This is a genomic window from Streptomyces sp. NPDC102360 (genome assembly GCF_044766085.1).
Lineage (GTDB): Bacteria > Actinomycetota > Actinomycetes > Streptomycetales > Streptomycetaceae > Streptomyces.
The window spans coordinates 151,121-165,966 of record NZ_JBIWLG010000013.1; the positions used below are offsets into that span (position 1 = coordinate 151,121).

Sequence of the window (14,846 nt, forward strand, 5' to 3'; positions counted from 1 at the left end):
GGCTCAGCCTGCTTCCGGCTCAGCCGCCGAGCAGTCTGGCCAGGATCGGTCCGATGGTCTGCAACAGCGCTTGCGCGGCGGTGGAGTTGGGCGCCTCCGTGAGCTGCGCGCGGATGCGGGCCGCGAGCGTGCGCGTCTGGGGGCTCGGCGGCACGGCACCCGCGCGCTCCCGCAAGTCCCGGTCGGCCCGGATGAGTTGGTGGATCTGCTCCGGGTCCAGGTTGAGGCCGGTCTCCTGGTTGAACGTCTCGACGGTTCCGTACAGGACGTTGACGTTGCCCGTGACCGAGCCGATGGTGAGGCCCACCGGGGCCGGTTCGTGGGCCACGTACGCCGATACGTCGCCGCCGCCGCTGGTCGCGCAGGTCAGTCCGTGGTCGGTCAGTTCGACGCGGGCCGCCATCGCGTCCCCGTCGAGCCTGAGCAGCCCGGCCTGCTGCAGATACGCGGCGCTGCCCTCGACGACGCCCTGCCCGAGCACCTGTCCGTGGAACGAGGACGGCTCGGCGATGAAGAATTCCTTGAGGCGCGGGCTGCGCCCGGACCGGTTCTCCTCGTACGCCCAGGCGATCAGCGCGTTCTCGGTGTACCGCCTGACCGCGTCCGGGTTCTCCAGATCGGCGATGAACTGCTCCGCCTGCGCGAGGCCGGCCGTGGTGATCTCCGCGTCCGGCGGCGGCCGCTCCCCGTCCTCCTGGATCCGTACCAGGCCGCGCTCCTGGAGCGCTTCGACGAGGGCGGCGACCCCCAGTGCGGGCATGTTCTTCCGCCGCCCGAACTCGCCGGTCGGCACCGGCACATCGGCCTGCCGGCCGCACTGCTCGTGGAGCCACAGCAGCAGCCGAACTTCGTGACGGCCCAACGAGGCCGTGTGGCGCGTCATCGTGAGCCCAACCCCCGTTGGCGCAGATGGCATGAGACGAGGTACGTGAACAGTCGAATGTACCCCCCATCCGACCCGGTCACCAGATCTGCGACGCCCCGGGGACCTCAGAACTCCCTTGAGTCTCCGTGGAGTTGTATCAGGCGGGCGTTCCCGAGTTCGCGCCGAATCTCATTCAGGCGGTCACGATAAAAGGTCACATTGTCCAGCTTGATCTGTTCGTAGCCGCGAATGTGGTCCGGCAGGCAGGCGATGGTCACGGCGAGTTCGTGGGTGGCCGGGGTCAGTGCCTGGAGGATCTCCTCGACCACGGCACGGACTCGCTGATCAGCTCGCGCTCCACACGCCGCACCCGGGCATACCCGAAGGGGTCGAGGCGGGTGCCGCGAAGCCGTCGCGTCTTGGCGAGGGTGCGCAGGGCGGGGGGGGAAGGCGGTAGGACACGCGCGCGTCCGGGCCGAAACGTTCGGTGGCGGCGGCGAGGGCAGCGGGGTCCAGGGACAGCCGCGCGACTTCGTACTCGTCCTTGTAGGCCATGAGCTTGTACAGGTGCCGGGCGACCGCCTCCGTCAACTCGGCGGAGTCCGGCACCCGCTCCGCCTCCACCAGGCGCACGCGCCGAACACACTCGGTGTACGACCGGGCGTAGGTGATGTCCTGATAGACGATCAGTTCGGGGACGTGTACGGCGACGATCCGCTCCAGTTCGGAACCCGTCGCGGCGCCCACACTCGCGATCAGGTCCCGGGCCTCGTCGGACGTCGGCGCCTGGGGTGCGGGCCGGGCGCTTTCGAGTTCTCGCAGTACGGCAGCGAACTCGGCCGGCTCCGCGACGGCCTGGCGGCCGCTCCGGAAGGCCTGCACGTTCGTCTCGGGCTTGGCGCCGTTGAGCGTGATGGCCTCCTCGATCGCGGCCGCGGGCAGCGGCAGTGCTCCAGCCTGGTAGGCGGCTCCGGCGAGGAGGACGTTCGCGAACTGGCCGTTGCCGAACAGGACTTCGGCCGTGCGGCGGGCATCCAGCAGGACGGCGTCGGTGGCGCGCGTCGCGGTGCGGATCCGCTCGGCGGTGTCACCGGCGTCGGGGAAGGCTTGAGAGGTGTCGGTGACCATTCGCCCGGTGGGGACCTCGCTGGTGGACACGACGGCGACGGTGCGGCCGGGGTAGGTTGCCTTGAGGTTCACGGGGTCGGCGGCGACCAGCAGGTCGCACCCCAGGTAGAGGTCGCACTCCCCCGCTGCCGCCTTGCCGGCCGACTCCGTGTCACCGTCGCTGATCTTCACGTCCGAGACGACATCGCCACCCTGCTGTGCCAGGCCTGTCTGGTCCAGGGTGCGCACGTGCCGCCCGGCGAGGGATGCCGCGGTGCTCAGGACCGCGTCGATGCGCGACGGAATCGGGCTCCTGCGAGGTCTCCTCAGGGGCGAGGAGCGGGAGTTCCCCGGCCCGGCGGGCACGGTCTGCTCGCGGCTGCGCGATCCCGCGCCCGAGGTCCCGCTCCATCTGGCGGCGAGCGGCCCGAAGAACCTGCGCCTGACGGGCGCGGCGGCGGACGGTGTCATCCTGCTCAGCGGGGTCTCGCCCCGCACCCTCGCCGGTGCCGTGGCCCGCGTGCGCGAGGGGGCCGAGTCCGCTGGCCGGGCGGCGGACAGCCTGCCGCTCACCGTCTCCGCGTACTGCGCCGTGACCGACGACGTGGCGGCCGCCTCCCGTCAACTCAAGCCCATCTGCGCCTCCATCGCCCAGAACGGCGGGGCGCCCTTCCTCGCCCTGGCCGGCATCCACGTCGACGTACCCGCGGGTGCCGTCGACGGCATTTACCCGGACCTCGTGCACGCGGAGGACTGGGACGCGGCCGTGCGGATCACGTCGACCCGAAGCCCGACGGCTCCCACCTGCGGGAGTTGTGGGACCGGCGAAGCGGCTTCTACCGGCCGGGCGAGGAAGCCGCCCTGAACCGCTACGTCATCGACGCGCTGACGGTCCTCGACCGGGTCGAGGAGGGCCACGAGGCTGTGCGCGCCTATGCCATGGAGGAGCGGCTTCCGCACATCACGGCGCGCACCCTCGCCGTGTGCGCGCCCGATGACCACTTTTCGCTGCCCTCCCTGGCGAAGTTCGCGGCCGCGCTCGGCTGCGGGACACGCGTGCTGGACGGCGGGCATGTGGCAGCGCCGGAGCAGGTGCCCGCGGAGTTCGCGCGGACGGTGCCGGACTGGGTGGGCCAGGACTGAGCCAACGACTGTGGCGCCCCGCCGAGTCCGGTGGGGCGCCACAACTGTGCGCTGCTGTACATCATTTGAGGCCGATGCCCGCCCCCGGCCCCAGCGGCAGATCGAAACCGTAGAACACCGCGAGGATGGCGAGCCACACCACCATGAACGGGACCACGAACACCGCGAGACGGGAGATGAGCGTGCCCAGGCGGGCCTCGGGTTCGTAGCGCTGGAGCAGGGCCAGGACCAGGAACACGTACGGGTTCATCGGTGTGATGACGGCGGTGGCCGAGTCACCGATGCGGAACGCCGCCTGGCTGAGCGCGGGGTTCATGCCCAGGAGCATGAAGGCCGGCACGAAGACCGGGCCGATCAGTGACCACAGTGCGGAGCCGGAGAGCACGACCAGGTTGAGGCACGACACCAGGAGGACGAAGGCGACCAACGCTCCGAAGCCGGTCAGCCCGATGGACTCCAGGAGCGCGGCGGCCTTCACGGCGAGCAGCACGCCCAGGTTGGACCAGTTGAACACGGCGATGACCTGCGCGGCCACGAACATCATGACGACGTAGCCGCCCATGTTCTTCACCGAGTCGGTCATGGCGCCGACGACACCCTCGGAACCGGTGAGTGTGCGCGCCGTGGCCCCGTAGACCATGCCCCCGAGCAGGAACGCGCCGAACAGGACCGGGACGATGCCGTTGAGCAGCGGGGACGGCACGAGGGCGCCACCCTCGCCCCGCAACGGCGCACCGTCGGGCAGCCACAGGGACAGCACCACAGCCGCGTACACGGCGACGACGAGGGCGCTGCGGATCAGGCCGCGGCGCTGTTCGGGGGTGAGGTGCACGCCTTCGTCGGGTTCCTCGTCTGCGGCGGCCCAGACGGGCAGCCGCGGCTCCAGCACCCGGCTGATGAGGAAGCCTCCGACGAGCCCGAGGGCCAGGCTGCTGGTGGCGGTGAAGAAGTAGTTGGCGAGGATGGTGACATCGACGTGGTGGGAGTCGGGCAGCACCTCGACCGCACGCTGGGTGATGCCCGTGTAGAGGGCGTCTAGCGAACCGATGGTGGCTCCGGCCGCGTAGCCCGCGGTGACGCAGGCGAATCCGCCGATGAGCCCGGCCGCCGGGTGCCGGCCCGCGCTCTTGAAGACGACCGCGGCCAGGGGCGGCAGCACGATGGCGGCCACGTCGCTCATCATGTGTGCCTGGCAGGCCACGAGCGCCACCAGGTACGGCAGGAAGGCGCGTGGCGCGCGGGCCAGTGTGGCCCGCATCGCCGTCTCCAGCAGGCCCGCCTTCTCCGCCACACCCACCGCCATGATCATGAGCAGGACGGCGGCGATGGGCGGGAACGAGGCGAAGTTGGTGACGAGGTTCTCGACGAGCCAGCGCACGCCTTCACCGGTGAGCAGGCCGGTGATCTGCTTGGTGTCGTCGGTGCCCGGCACGGTGACCGACACATCGGCGAGGGCGAGCGCCGTGGAGACCACGGCGACCACACCGAACAGGGCGGTGAACAGGACGACCGGGTGGGGCAGCGCGTTCCCGGCCCGTTCGATCCACGACAGCACCCGGTCGACACCACGTGGCTTGTCGCCGCCGCCCGGGCCCGGGGCGGGCAGCTCGGTCACCGGTGATGTCATGGCCGCCTCCCCTCGGTGATCCCGTCGGCGATGCCCAGCAGGTCCTTGCGGACGACACCGTCCTGCACGACGCACACGACGTTGGCGGGATCGCCGAGGACGCCGATGTCGGCGAGCGGGTCACCGTCGCACAGCACGAGGTCGGCGATCCGTCCGGCCGTCACACTGCCCAACCGGTCGTCGACACCGAGCAGTTCGGCCGAGGACCGGGTGCCGGCGACGATGGCGTCCAGCGGGGCCATGCCGAGGTCGACGAGGTAGCTGAGCTCCATCAGGTTCACGCCGTGCGGGCCGACGGCCGCGTCGGTGCCGAGCGCGAACCGTGAGCCACGCTCGATGGCGTGGGCGATGTTCTCCTTGGTCAGCCCGGACCAGCGGGTCTTCTTCTGGTAGTGGTAGTCCGGCATCGTCTCCTTGTTGATGCCCGCGTACACCGTGGACAGCGTCGGGACGACGAAGATGCCGCGCTCCCCCGCCATGTCGATGGCCCGGTCGTCGATGCCGTAGCCGTGCTCGATGCTGGTGACACCACCGCGGATCGCGTTGAGGATGCCCGCGTTGCCCTGCGCGTGGGCGGCGACGGGCCTGTCTCCGTGCCGCCGGGCCTCGTCGACGACGGCCCGGATCTCCTCCTCGTAGAGGCCCTCGTCGTCCGGGTCGTCGTACGGGCTGCCCATGCCGCCGGTGGCGCACACCTTCACCAGGTCGGCGCCCGCCCGGATGACGCGGCGCACGGCGAGCCGGGCCTCGTCGGTGGTGTCGGCGAGTTCGGACATGCCGTCGCTCAGGTCGGTGCCGTCGGGCAGGCGTACGTCGCCGTGGCCGCCGGTGTGGCTGATGACGCGGACGGCGGTCTGCAGCCGCGGGCCGACGATCCGCCCGGTCTCCTGAGCCGTGCGGTATCCGGCCGACAGGCCCGCCAGGTCGCGGGCCGTGGTGACACCCGCGTCGAGGGTGTTCCGGAGCCGGGTGGCGGTGTCCAGGGTGACCAGGATCGGGTCGAGTTCGCCGCGCCGCCCGGGGTGGGCGCCGTGCGCGTACGACATGTGGACATGGCAGTCGAAGAATCCGGGCAGCAGTGTGCGCCCGCCGCCGTCCACGACCCGGACGCGCGGGATCGCATTCTGCGGAGCGGACTGCGGCGCTTCCGCCGAGGGCCCCGCGTAGGTGATGATCCCCTCGGCGTCCACGAGAACTGTGGCGTCGTCGACCGGGGCCGCGCCGGTGCCGTCGATGAGCCGGACATGCTCGATCCGCAGCGGATCGCGGGGAGCATCGTGCGTGGTGGCGTGCGTCATGGCGTGCGGTCACTCCTGTACGGGCGAGGTCGGTGGACCAGGATTCCGGTCCGGAACCAGTTGGAGGGGAGTGTGGGATGCTCACGTTTTCGGCGGGTGACAGTGCAGGATGCGTTCGGAATTCGGCAGTCGCGCGCATGAAAGTGCCACCCAGGGACGGGCAGGAAAGTGCCGCCCCCTGCGGGCCAGAGCCACGGCTCGCGCCGCTCGACGAACTCGACCGCGCCATCGTGCACGCCCTGCAGATCCACCCGCGGGCCCCGTGGGCGCTGGTCGGCGAGGTGCTCGGGGTCAATCCGGTGACGGCGGCCCGGCGTTGGCAGCGGCTGCGTACGGCCGGGCTCGCCTGGGTCACGGCGTATCCGCGGCTGACCGACGCCCGCGTCGTCGTCACCGGCGTCGTCGAGGTGGACGTGCGACCGGGCGCCGCGGAGGACGTGGCGCGGGAACTGGCGGCGGAACCGGCGGTGCCGAACATCAAGCTGACGGCCGGGGGCCGCGACCTGCTGGCGGCCGTGCAGGCGCCCGGCCTCGACGAGTTGTCCCGATTGACGACGCAGCTGTTCCAACGGATCCCGGATGTGCGGGCGACCCGTACCCACATCTCCACAGGACTGCCCACCGAGGGCAGCCGCTGGCGGCTGCGCAGCCTGGACGCGACGCAGACCTCCCGGCTTGCCGCGGAGGCGGAGCCGGCCGACGTGCCGCGGCACGCGCCGCCCGCCCACTGGGACTCGCTGGACACCCGTCTCCTGGAGCTGCTCAGTACGGACGGCCGAGCCTCGCTGCGCGACCTCGCGACCGCGAGCGGGGCGAGCCTGAGCACGGTGCGCCGTCGTGTGCACTCCCTGCTCGCCTCACGGGTTCTCCTGCGCTGCGACCTCGCGCGCCCGCTGTCGGGCTGGCCCCTGTCGGCCGCCTACTTCGCGTCCGTGCCGAGTCCGTACCTGGAGGAGACGAGCCGCGCCCTCTCGGAGGTGCCCGAGGTGCGTTCCTGCGCGATCACCGCCGGGCCGCACAACCTGCTCATCGACGTATGGCTTCGCACGCTCCATGACGTGCACGTCTTCGAGACCCACCTGTCCCGCAGGTTCCCCCGCCTGACCGTCGCCGACCGCTCGGTGGTGCTGCGTACGGTCAAGCACATGGGCCGCATCCTCGACCACGCGGGACGGAGCGTACGCGTGGTGCCGCTGACGGCTTGAACCGCCGGACGGCACCACACACCACACCGCGGTCAGACGCGAATGCCCTCCACGAAGCCCGCCTTCACCTCGTCGACGAGTCCGGGGGTGCGGAACAGGGCCGCCGCGGTGATGGCGAGCATGAGGGCCCCGTCGAGGACGGCGCGGTCGCCGTGCTCGCCGCCGACGATCTCCGTCGCCCGACGGCTGTGCATCGTCAGTCCCGGCACGATCTCGATGTTCGGGTGGATCGAGGGAACGACCTGGCTCACATTGCCCATGTCCGTCGAGCCCGGGAACACCTCCTCGCGGTGCGGCTCCGTCTCGCGGCCGATCGCCCGGTACGCGTCGTCGACGAGCCGCTCGAGGACCGGGTTGGGCCGGATCGACAGATACGCCGGGTCGTTGTGCCGGATCTCGACGTCGGCACCGGTGGCAAGGGCCGCGCCACGGGCGCAGTTCTCCACGCGCGGACGCAGGTCCTCCAGGAGCGCGCGGGGGTCCTCGGAGCGCACCGAGAGCACCCCGACCAGCTCGCCGTCATCCGGGACACCGACGACCCCGAGGTTTTCGCCGACCCCGACACCCTGGACATCACCCGCAACCCTCGCCAGCACCTCGCCTTCGGCACCGGCCCCCACCACTGCGCGGGCCAGGATGGAACTCCAGGTCGTGTACCCGACCTTGTTCCGCCGCATCCCGACGCTGCGCGCCGCGCTCGACATCGACCAGGTGCCCTTCAAGTACGACGCCGTGATCTACGGGATCCACGAACTCCCCGTCGCCTGGTAACCGGCCCCGAGCCAGGCCGAGTTCAGGACGCGTCGTAGCGGGCGAGCGCGGGGCGCTGGGGCGCGTCGCCCGTGTCCGAGGAGTTGTTGAAGGTGACGCCGCCAACGGCGAGGACCGTACGGGTGCCCGGGATCAGCCTGGTCGTGGCGACGTCGAAGGGCTGCCCGAAGTCGTACTTGCGTTTCGGCTTCGGTACCTCGGACGGCTCGGGCAATCGGCCCGGATCGCGCAGCTTGTGCACCTTCCCGTCCTTGGTGCGGCGCATCCGTGAGTCCAGGAGCAGGCCGCCGGTTCCGTCGGGAACGGTCGTGGAACTCGTGAGACCCCGGCCGAAGTCGGGAATGCTCACCTTGCGCCATGCGTCGCCTTCCCTGGTCAGCACGATGGTCTCGGCATCGGGCTCCTCCTCCACCTCTCCGTGGTTGAAGTCGTGGCCGCCCAGCGCCCACATACGATCGCTCACGGGGTCGTGGACGATGGTCTCCAACACGGCGGCCGCCTCAGGCGGGACGGGCTCGGGGAAGTGGTACGCGGGGGTGTCCAGCCGTTGCCAGGCACCGTCTGCCCACCTGGCCGTGGCGAGCTGCGGGTAGTCCTCGTCCGTCGACCCGGCCGCCCAGACACGAGGGGATCCGTCCTCAGCGGACGCGACGGTCAGTGCGGCGACGGGGAAGCCCGGAGTCGGCACATCCCAACGCTCCCCGTTCCAGTGCACGATCTCGCCGTGGACGACGACCCACACGTGCGCTCCGGAGGCGACACACCAGGCGCCTTGCGTCGCCCCGCCGGACATGTGATTGCCCTCGACCGCCGGAGGGTCGGGGAGCCGCTGCCACGCCCCGTCCTTCCGGTGGAATACAGCGAGTTGCTCGTGGTCCACCGTGCGCTGTGCGAGCCAGAGTTGGCCGGAGGCCCCGGCGGCCAGAGCCCAGAGAGATCGTCGGCCGCCGGCGATGAGCTCGCCGGGCATCGCGGGCTCGCTCCACCGTTTCCCGTCCCAGTACTCGAGGAACGGGGTGAAGGATTGCGTGCGGGTTCCCAGCAGCCACAGGTCGTCCCTCGACGTGACGGAAAGGGCCTGGTACGAGGCGCCCTGCTCGGACGAGAGGTGTGTATAGCGCCACGCCCCACCCGTCGATCTGGCCGACGCCGTGTCGGCTGCGGGCGGAAGCTCACCGAGCCGGGTCGCATCGGTGCTGGGCGCGCCGGACGAAGGCCGCTTCTTCCCGTTCCCGCCCGCGTTGTTGCCCTTGCCGCAGCCGGCCAGCGCGAAGGCCCCGGTGGCTGCTGCCGCACCGATGAGCGTGCGGCGGGTGATCAGAGAATCCGTCATGCGCGACGACTGTAGTACCGGTCAGCGGCCATCCGGGCCACGGCCCGCCTCGTACAGGGCCTCCCGCGACGGGCAAGCTCCCCCTGGGAGACGGGGGGGGGCTGGGACCGATCGCACAGAATCCCGCCGCCTGAGCGCGCACGACACCGCTCACCCCCGCTGGACCGGCGCGACCGCCCGGCCCACGCAGTCCCGCAGCAGCGCGTGCCGCTGCTCGTGGACGGCCTCGGGCTCCTCGGCGGAGGCGGCGTAGACGTTGCTGACCGGCGACCAGGCCATGGACATGGCGATGACGACGGCCATCACGTCGAAGGGGTCGCCCTGCCTGACGCGCCCCGCGGCCTGGGCCTCGGCGATGGCGCGGAGTTTGTGGTCGTCGTGGTGGTCGTGGTCCCGCACGAGGTGCCCGGTCGGGCGGCGTTCCAGGCGTGCCCAGGTGGCGAGGCGGATCAGGTCGGGGCGGGCGAGGTACTCGTCGTAGAGGCGCACCGCCCAGTCGGCGAGGTCCTCGGCGTCGATGGGGGCGACGTTGACGATGCGCTCCAGTGACGCGAAGAAGATCGCGTCGAAGAGCTTTTCCTTGTTGCCGAAGTAGCCATAGAGCTGCGCCTTGTTGGTGCGCGCGGCAGCGATGATCCGCTCGACGCGCGCGCCGGCGATGCCGTACTGGGCGAATTCGAGGGTGGCGGCGTCGAGGATGCGCTGGTACGTCGCGCTTCCCCGCGCGCTGGACGGCTGATCGGGCATGCGACACAACCTAACAGGCGACAGACCAACTCGTCTGTTTACTTCGCGCCGCCGGCGTGCCTACTCTTAATAGACCGAACAGTCTGTCTAAAGGATGACCGAGGAGATCGAGTCGACATGCGTTCCACGACCGGATGGCAAGCGGACGGCGCCACGCGAACCCTGCGTCGCACGACACTGGAGCGCCGGGATCTGCGCCCGGACGACATCGCCGTGCGCGTCGAGTACTGCGGCGTCTGCCACACCGACCTGCACGCACTTCAGGCACACACCGACGACGCGAACGGCATGCTCGTTCCCGGCCATGAGTTCACCGGAGTGGTGACCGAGGTCGGCGACGCGGTCTCCGGGTTCACCGCGGGCGATGCCGTGGCCGTCGGCAACATCGTCGACTCATGCGGCACCTGCCCCATGTGCCGGGCAGGACAGGAGAACTTCTGCCGGGAGTTCCCGACCCTGACCTACGGCGGAACCGACCGGCAGGACGGATCGACCACCCTCGGCGGATATTCGCGCGAGTACGTGGTGGACCATCAGTTCGCGTACCGCCTCCCCGCGGGCCTCGACCCGGCCGCCACGGCCCCACTCCTCTGCGCCGGTGTCACCGTCTGGGAGCCGCTGCGGGCCCTCGGGGTGGGTCCGGGCAGCACGGTGGCCGTCGCAGGACTGGGCGGTCTGGGGCACCTCGCGGTCAAGATGGCCGCCGCACTCGGAGCCACGACCACGGTCATCAGCCGCACACCCGACAAGGCCGACGAGGCGCGCGAACTCGGGGCGACGGGCTTCGTCGTCTCCACCGACCCGAGGCAACTGGAAGCGGTACGCGACCGGTTCGACGTCGTCATCGACACCATCTCCGCCCCGCACGACCTCGCCCCGTACCTGCGCGTGGTCGCCATGGACGGCACCCTCAGTCACCTCGGCCACCTCGGACCGGTGACCGTGGACACCATCGACCTGCTCATCGGCCGCAAGAAGCTCAGCTCAGCGGGCAGCGGCGGGCGTTCGTCCACCGCTGCCATGCTGCGCTTCTGCGCCGAGCACCACATCACCGCCGACGTCGAGGTACTGCCGTCGTCCCAGGTGAACACGGCCCTCGAACGCCTGGAACGCAACGATGTCCGCTACCGCTTCGTGCTCGACATGTCGGACCTGGACCTGGACTACTGAGCCCTGACGTCGATCAGGACCTTGCCCACCGCCCCGCCCTCGACGGCCTCGTGTGCCTTTGATGTCTGGTTCAGCGGGAAGCGGGCCAACGGCAGGCCGGACTCGACGCCCGCCCGCAGCGCACCGGCCGCGACGGCCTCCGAGACGGCGGCCACGCCCTTGCGCATCGAATCGGCCGGGACCGTGTAGAGGGACAGGCCGTGCCAGTCCAGGTTCCGGCCGAAGGTCGCGCGGAGCGGCAGGCGCAGTTCGTCGCCGCCGTTGTTGGCGTAGAAGGCGATCGTGGCGTTGTTCCGGGTGACCGCCAGGTTCAGCTCGGCGTTGACCGCCGGGGCGACCTCGGCGACGAGGTCCACGCCGTCCGGCGCGAGGTCGAGGATGACCTTGGCGGCGTCCTGCGTACGGTAGTTGACGATGTGGTGGGCGCCGGCGGCCTTCGCCAGGTCGGCCTTCTCCGGGGAGCTGACGGTCGTGATGACCGTCGCCCCGGCCCAACGGGCCAGCTGGATCGCCGCGTTGCCGACCGCACCGGCTCCCCCGGCGATCAGCACGGTCCGGCCGTCGAGCGCGCCCGGCGACAACCGGTCGGGGCCGTCGCCGGCGAGAGTGAGCGCACGGTGGGCCGTGAGCGCCGGGACGCCGAGCGCCGCGCCCAGGTCGTAGTCGGCCCCGTCCGGGAGCGGTACGGCGCGCTCGGCCGGGATGGTCAAGTATTCCTGGGCCGTGCCGCCGTCGGGGCGACCTGCGGCGGAGAGATACAGCCACACCCGTTCACCGATCCGCCCGGGGTCGACTCCCTCCCCGACCGCGTCGATCCGGCCCGCGCCGTCCTGGTTGGGCACCTGGCTCTCACCGTCCCCGAGGCTCCCCGAGACCCCCGCCCGGACCTTCCAGTCGGTGGGGTTCACCCCGGAAACGTGAACCTCGACGCGGACCTCGCCGGGTCCGGGGTCGGGGACGGGGCGCTCCTCGATCTTCAGTACCTCGGAGTCGCCGTTGCTGTTGTACACGATCGCCTTCATGCTCTGGGCAATCACGCGTGGGCCCGTCGTATTCCCGGGGGGCGGTTCAGCCCAACCGGCCTCGCAGCCACTTCGTGACCTCCGGGGTCACAGGGTCGACGACGTCGGCCGTCTCCTGCTCGCGCTTCTTCACGTACTTGGCCCAGTAGGGGCACACGGGGACGACCCGCTTGCCGCCGGCGCGGACGTCGGCCAGGGCTTCGGTGACGAGGGTCGAGGCCAGGCCCTGCCCGGCGAAGCGGTCGTCGACCTCGGTGTGGAAGAAGACCCGCTGCTCGCCGCGGTCCCGGTACTCGGTGAAACCGGCCGGTTCGCCGTCGACCGTGATGACGTAGCGCTGTTCGTCGGGACGGTGCTCCACGACCGGGTTCGTGGCAGGTGTCATGACGCTTGTCTCCTTGTGACCTGTAGGGACGGGCTTGGTGTGTTGACCGTATTCGGTGTGTTCGTGAGGTGGTCAGCGCGGTGAGCGGTTCCCGCGTGACTTGAGTCTGCTGTTGGGCAGTTCGGGTGCCGGCAGGCGTTCGCCCGGATGGCCGACGACCGTGCCGAAGCGTCCCGCTCCGGCCTTCCATTCCTCGCGTGCCGTGACGATGTCCTCATGGCTGCGGCCGATGAAGTTCCACCACATCACGATCTCTTCGCCGAACGGTGTGCCGCCCAGCAGCAGAAGCCGTGCGGGGCTGCCCGCGTCGTTGGCGAGGGTGATGGTCTCGCCGCCCGGGGCGAGGTAGCCCAACTGTCCGCCCGGCACCGCGGTTCCCTCGACCCGGACGGCGCCTTCGTCGACCAGGACGCCGTGTTCGAAGGACGGGTCCACCGCGAGGGTGGTGTGCGCGCCCGGTTCGAGCACGAGTTCCGCGCCGAGCAGCGGGGAGTACGTGGGGACCGGGGAGGTGTCTCCGGCCAGTGTGCCGAGGAAGACCCTGGCCTCGGCTCCGTCCAGGGCCACGGTGGCCGGGGCGTGATGCCGGAACGCCGGCGCCACGTCGCGGTGCTCGTCCGGGAGCGCGATCCAGAGCTGGACGCCGCGCAGGATCGTGGTGTCCGGGGTGGAGACTTCGGAGTGGCTGATGCCCCGGCCCGCGGTCATCAGGTTGAGTTCGCCGGGCCGCACCATGGCGTGCGTGCCCAGGCTGTCGCGGTGCTCGATCTCCCCGTCGAACAGCCAACTCGCCGTCTGCAGCCCGATGTGCGGGTGTGGCGCGACATCCATCCCGCCGTTGACGGCGACGATTTCGGGCCCGTAGTGGTCGGCGAAGCACCACGCGCCGATCAGGCTCCGCTCCCGCTGAGGAAGGGTGCGCCGCACGACCATCGCCCGCGGGCCACCGAGAGGCACCTCGCGGGCCGACAGCACCTCCACCTGCCGCCCACCCGTGGCTTTCTGACGTCGCGTCACGGTTGCACGGTGCGCCTCGACCGGCGCCTGTTCGTATGCGGACATGGTGCTCTGCCCCCTCTTTCCGATCTTCCCCGTCGCAGGGTGATTGAACGGTAAACTATATTGACGTGAGCCGCCACTCCTCCAGGCGGTCACGAACCAGGGAGGGCTCAGCCATGACCAGCAGCGCAGCGACCACCACCCACGCGTCCGACCGGCGCCGAGTCTTCATCGACAAGCAGTCACCGGACGCGTACAAGGCCTTCCGGCACGCTTCCGAGGCCGTGCGCGCCGAGGCCACCGAGGCCGGCCTGGAACCCGAGCTGCGGGAGCTGATCAACGTACGTGTCTCCCAGATCAACGGGTGCGCCTTCTGCCTCAACACGCACACGCGTGCCGCTCTGCACGCCGGAGAGTCCCCGCTGCGCCTGGGAGTTCTGCCGGGGTGGCGGGACGCGGAGCTGTTCACCGACAGGGAGCGGGCGGCACTCGGCCTTGCCGAGGCGGTGACACGTCCGGACGACGCCGTCGCGCAGGAAGTGGCGTACGGGGCGGCCCGAGAAGTGTTCGACGATGCCGAGATCTCCGCCGTGATCTGGACGGCGATCACCATCAACGCCTTCAACCGGGTCTCCATCCTCAGCAAGCACCCGGTACGCCAGGCCGCCATGCCGAACCCGGCGGTCGGGTGACCTCGCCGCCCCATTGCGCCAAAATGCGCGAAACAGCTCAAGCGGCAACCGACAGTACGCCCGAGACCACACCACCCCATGGAGGGCCCACTATGGCCATCGAGATCACCGACTCCCCCGACGCCAACCGCTACGAGGCCCGAATCGACGGGCAGCACGCGGGTTTCGCCGAGTACATGCGTACCAAGGAGAGCGGGCTCGTCGTCTTCACGCACACCGAGGTCGACCCGGAGTACAACGGGCAGGGTGTCGGTTCGGCGCTGGCGCGGGTGGCCCTGGATGCCGCACGGGCGGACGGGCTCAGGGTTCTGGCCGTGTGCCCGTTCATCTCCGGCTGGATGGCCCGGCACCCCGACTACCAGGACCTCGCCTACCAGAGCCGCAGCAAGGTCGAGGACTGACAAGCTCCGGGGCGCGGGAACAGCCGTGTGCGTACGTTGAGTGGACCCCGCACCACGAGGCGTAACCCGTCACTGATTGAA

16 protein-coding genes and 2 pseudogenes are annotated in these 14,846 nt (G+C 70.6%); 7 read left to right on the forward strand and 11 right to left on the reverse strand.

Going from position 1 to position 14,846, the window contains the following annotated elements; genetic code table 11:
• Window positions 1-19 precede the first annotated feature (19 nt).
• The 3 genes and pseudogenes from ACIRHA_RS36035 to ACIRHA_RS36045 form a co-directional block, all read right to left on the reverse strand.
• Window positions 20-883 carry a hypothetical protein gene (locus ACIRHA_RS36035; RefSeq protein WP_403854692.1) on the reverse strand — a complete coding sequence of 288 codons (864 nt, stop codon included), beginning with the start codon at window positions 881-883 and terminating at the stop codon, window positions 20-22.
• Window positions 884-990: 107 nt separating this feature from the next.
• A complete protein-coding gene (locus ACIRHA_RS36040) occupies window positions 991-1,194 on the reverse strand; it encodes a DUF6537 domain-containing protein (protein WP_403854694.1) in 204 nt (67 codons plus the stop codon).
• Window positions 1,167-2,338 (reverse strand): annotated as a pseudogene (locus ACIRHA_RS36045) (DUF6537 domain-containing protein). Before ACIRHA_RS36045 ends, ACIRHA_RS36040 begins: the two are co-directional and overlap by 28 nt.
• Here ACIRHA_RS36045 and ACIRHA_RS36050 point away from each other — a divergent pair.
• Window positions 2,265-2,837, forward strand: coding sequence for an LLM class flavin-dependent oxidoreductase (locus tag ACIRHA_RS36050; protein WP_403854697.1), 573 nt, complete (start codon window positions 2,265-2,267; stop codon window positions 2,835-2,837). The pseudogene ACIRHA_RS36045 and the gene ACIRHA_RS36050 overlap by 74 nt on opposite strands.
• Window positions 2,786-3,115, forward strand: coding sequence for an alpha/beta fold hydrolase (locus ACIRHA_RS36055; RefSeq protein WP_403854700.1), 330 nt, complete (start codon window positions 2,786-2,788; stop codon window positions 3,113-3,115). The genes ACIRHA_RS36050 and ACIRHA_RS36055 overlap by 52 nt, the downstream gene beginning before the upstream one ends.
• A 61-nt stretch (window positions 3,116-3,176) precedes the next feature.
• On the opposite strand, the gene ACIRHA_RS36060 is transcribed toward ACIRHA_RS36055, so the two are convergent.
• Both ACIRHA_RS36060 and ACIRHA_RS36065 read right to left on the reverse strand, forming a co-directional pair.
• Entirely contained in the window at window positions 3,177-4,742 is a 1,566-nt protein-coding gene (locus ACIRHA_RS36060; protein WP_403854703.1) for an AbgT family transporter, read from the reverse strand.
• Window positions 4,739-6,040, reverse strand: coding sequence for an amidohydrolase family protein (locus ACIRHA_RS36065; RefSeq protein ID WP_403854706.1), 1,302 nt, complete (start codon window positions 6,038-6,040; stop codon window positions 4,739-4,741). The genes ACIRHA_RS36060 and ACIRHA_RS36065 overlap by 4 nt, the downstream gene beginning before the upstream one ends.
• 137 nt (window positions 6,041-6,177) lie before the next feature.
• Between ACIRHA_RS36065 and ACIRHA_RS36070 the strand changes: the two genes are divergently transcribed.
• A complete protein-coding gene (locus tag ACIRHA_RS36070) occupies window positions 6,178-7,245 on the forward strand; it encodes an Lrp/AsnC family transcriptional regulator (RefSeq protein ID WP_403854709.1) in 1,068 nt (355 codons plus the stop codon).
• A gap of 32 nt (window positions 7,246-7,277) precedes the next feature.
• Here the strand turns inward: ACIRHA_RS36070 and ACIRHA_RS36075 are convergent, their stop codons facing one another.
• Entirely contained in the window at window positions 7,278-7,841 is a 564-nt protein-coding gene (locus ACIRHA_RS36075) for a hypothetical protein (RefSeq protein WP_403854962.1), read from the reverse strand.
• On the opposite strand from ACIRHA_RS36075, the pseudogene ACIRHA_RS36080 reads away from it, so the two are divergent.
• A pseudogene (locus tag ACIRHA_RS36080) lies at window positions 7,782-8,016 on the forward strand (cytochrome P450); the annotation flags it as partial. The gene ACIRHA_RS36075 and the pseudogene ACIRHA_RS36080 sit on opposite strands and share 60 nt — an antisense overlap.
• Before the next feature lie 22 nt (window positions 8,017-8,038).
• Here the strand turns inward: ACIRHA_RS36080 and ACIRHA_RS36085 are convergent.
• Together ACIRHA_RS36085 and ACIRHA_RS36090 are read right to left on the reverse strand one after the other, a co-directional pair.
• Entirely contained in the window at window positions 8,039-9,349 is a 1,311-nt protein-coding gene (locus ACIRHA_RS36085; RefSeq protein ID WP_403854712.1) for a hypothetical protein, read from the reverse strand.
• Between the two features lie 150 nt (window positions 9,350-9,499).
• On the reverse strand, window positions 9,500-10,096 hold the full coding sequence (locus ACIRHA_RS36090) for a TetR family transcriptional regulator (protein ID WP_403854715.1): 597 nt from the start codon (window positions 10,094-10,096) through the stop codon (window positions 9,500-9,502).
• 117 nt (window positions 10,097-10,213) lie between these two features.
• Here ACIRHA_RS36090 and ACIRHA_RS36095 point away from each other — a divergent pair, with 117 nt between their 5' ends.
• Window positions 10,214-11,266 carry an NAD(P)-dependent alcohol dehydrogenase gene (locus tag ACIRHA_RS36095; protein WP_403854718.1) on the forward strand — a complete coding sequence of 351 codons (1,053 nt, stop codon included), beginning with the start codon at window positions 10,214-10,216 and terminating at the stop codon, window positions 11,264-11,266.
• Here ACIRHA_RS36095 and ACIRHA_RS36100 read toward each other — a convergent pair.
• The 3 genes from ACIRHA_RS36100 to ACIRHA_RS36110 form a co-directional block, all read right to left on the reverse strand.
• On the reverse strand, window positions 11,260-12,303 hold the full coding sequence (locus tag ACIRHA_RS36100) for an NADPH:quinone reductase (protein WP_403854720.1): 1,044 nt from the start codon (window positions 12,301-12,303) through the stop codon (window positions 11,260-11,262). The genes ACIRHA_RS36095 and ACIRHA_RS36100 overlap by 7 nt on opposite strands.
• A gap of 31 nt (window positions 12,304-12,334) precedes the next feature.
• A complete protein-coding gene (locus ACIRHA_RS36105) occupies window positions 12,335-12,673 on the reverse strand; it encodes a GNAT family N-acetyltransferase (RefSeq protein ID WP_403854722.1) in 339 nt (112 codons plus the stop codon).
• 72 nt (window positions 12,674-12,745) lie between these two features.
• Window positions 12,746-13,735, reverse strand: a complete 990-nt coding sequence (locus tag ACIRHA_RS36110; protein ID WP_403854725.1) for a pirin family protein — start codon at window positions 13,733-13,735, stop codon at window positions 12,746-12,748.
• 113 nt (window positions 13,736-13,848) lie between these two features.
• Here ACIRHA_RS36110 and ACIRHA_RS36115 point away from each other — a divergent pair, with 113 nt between their 5' ends.
• Together ACIRHA_RS36115 and ACIRHA_RS36120 are read left to right on the forward strand one after the other, a co-directional pair.
• Window positions 13,849-14,364: a carboxymuconolactone decarboxylase family protein gene (locus ACIRHA_RS36115; protein ID WP_403854728.1), complete on the forward strand. Its 516-nt coding sequence runs from the start codon at window positions 13,849-13,851 to the stop codon at window positions 14,362-14,364.
• A 92-nt stretch (window positions 14,365-14,456) separates the two neighbouring features.
• Window positions 14,457-14,765: a GNAT family N-acetyltransferase gene (locus tag ACIRHA_RS36120; RefSeq protein WP_403854731.1), complete on the forward strand. Its 309-nt coding sequence runs from the start codon at window positions 14,457-14,459 to the stop codon at window positions 14,763-14,765.
• Window positions 14,766-14,846: the final 81 nt, after the last annotated feature.

Excerpts from the sequence above, each read along its gene's own strand:
- ACIRHA_RS36035 (WP_403854692.1), bottom strand. The coding sequence starts at position 883 with ATGACGCGCCACACGGCCTCGTTGGGCCGTCACGAAGTTCGGCTGCTG.
- ACIRHA_RS36050 (WP_403854697.1), top strand. The coding sequence starts at position 2,265 with ATGCGCGACGGAATCGGGCTCCTGCGAGGTCTCCTCAGGGGCGAGGAG.
- ACIRHA_RS36060 (WP_403854703.1), bottom strand. The coding sequence starts at position 4,742 with ATGACATCACCGGTGACCGAGCTGCCCGCCCCGGGCCCGGGCGGCGGC.
- ACIRHA_RS36065 (WP_403854706.1), bottom strand. The coding sequence starts at position 6,040 with ATGACGCACGCCACCACGCACGATGCTCCCCGCGATCCGCTGCGGATC.
- ACIRHA_RS36070 (WP_403854709.1), top strand. The coding sequence starts at position 6,178 with ATGAAAGTGCCACCCAGGGACGGGCAGGAAAGTGCCGCCCCCTGCGGG.
- ACIRHA_RS36085 (WP_403854712.1), bottom strand. The coding sequence starts at position 9,349 with ATGACGGATTCTCTGATCACCCGCCGCACGCTCATCGGTGCGGCAGCA.
- ACIRHA_RS36090 (WP_403854715.1), bottom strand. The coding sequence starts at position 10,096 with ATGCCCGATCAGCCGTCCAGCGCGCGGGGAAGCGCGACGTACCAGCGC.
- ACIRHA_RS36095 (WP_403854718.1), top strand. The coding sequence starts at position 10,214 with ATGCGTTCCACGACCGGATGGCAAGCGGACGGCGCCACGCGAACCCTG.
- ACIRHA_RS36105 (WP_403854722.1), bottom strand. The coding sequence starts at position 12,673 with ATGACACCTGCCACGAACCCGGTCGTGGAGCACCGTCCCGACGAACAG.
- ACIRHA_RS36110 (WP_403854725.1), bottom strand. The coding sequence starts at position 13,735 with ATGTCCGCATACGAACAGGCGCCGGTCGAGGCGCACCGTGCAACCGTG.
- ACIRHA_RS36115 (WP_403854728.1), top strand. The coding sequence starts at position 13,849 with ATGACCAGCAGCGCAGCGACCACCACCCACGCGTCCGACCGGCGCCGA.
- ACIRHA_RS36120 (WP_403854731.1), top strand. The coding sequence starts at position 14,457 with ATGGCCATCGAGATCACCGACTCCCCCGACGCCAACCGCTACGAGGCC.